The following is a 269-nucleotide window of genomic DNA, read 5'->3' as shown; positions in this document are numbered from 1 at the left end:
CCCTTGCATTCAAGAATGTCCTTTTAAATTATAAAAACTACACCTTGGGAAATACGTATATAAAATAAGAAAAAAATCCCTAAAAAGATTAAAAAAGATTTATATTAAAGATACAAATTATAGGAGGTGAATCACAATGCAATTTATCACAGATCTTATCAAAAAAGCAGTAGATTTCTTCAAAGGTTTATTTGGTAACAAATAATCTGCATCATGATCATCCTGGAACTCAAGTTCCATAATCCTATGGCCCTAAAGCATACCTTATC

1 protein-coding gene is annotated in these 269 nt (G+C 29.4%); it reads left to right on the top strand.

Features of this window, described 5'->3' with window-relative positions; all coding sequences use genetic code 11:
- Positions 1-136: 136 nt before the first annotated feature.
- Entirely contained in the window at positions 137-205 is a 69-nt protein-coding gene (locus HH682_RS16185; RefSeq protein WP_100066984.1) for an epsilon family phenol-soluble modulin, read from the top strand.
- Positions 206-269 lie beyond the last annotated feature (64 nt).

Source organism: Rosenbergiella gaditana (genome assembly GCF_018494065.1).
Taxonomy (GTDB): domain Bacteria; phylum Pseudomonadota; class Gammaproteobacteria; order Enterobacterales; family Enterobacteriaceae; genus Rosenbergiella; species Rosenbergiella gaditana.
This window is presented reverse-complemented; position numbering and strand designations above follow the sequence as displayed.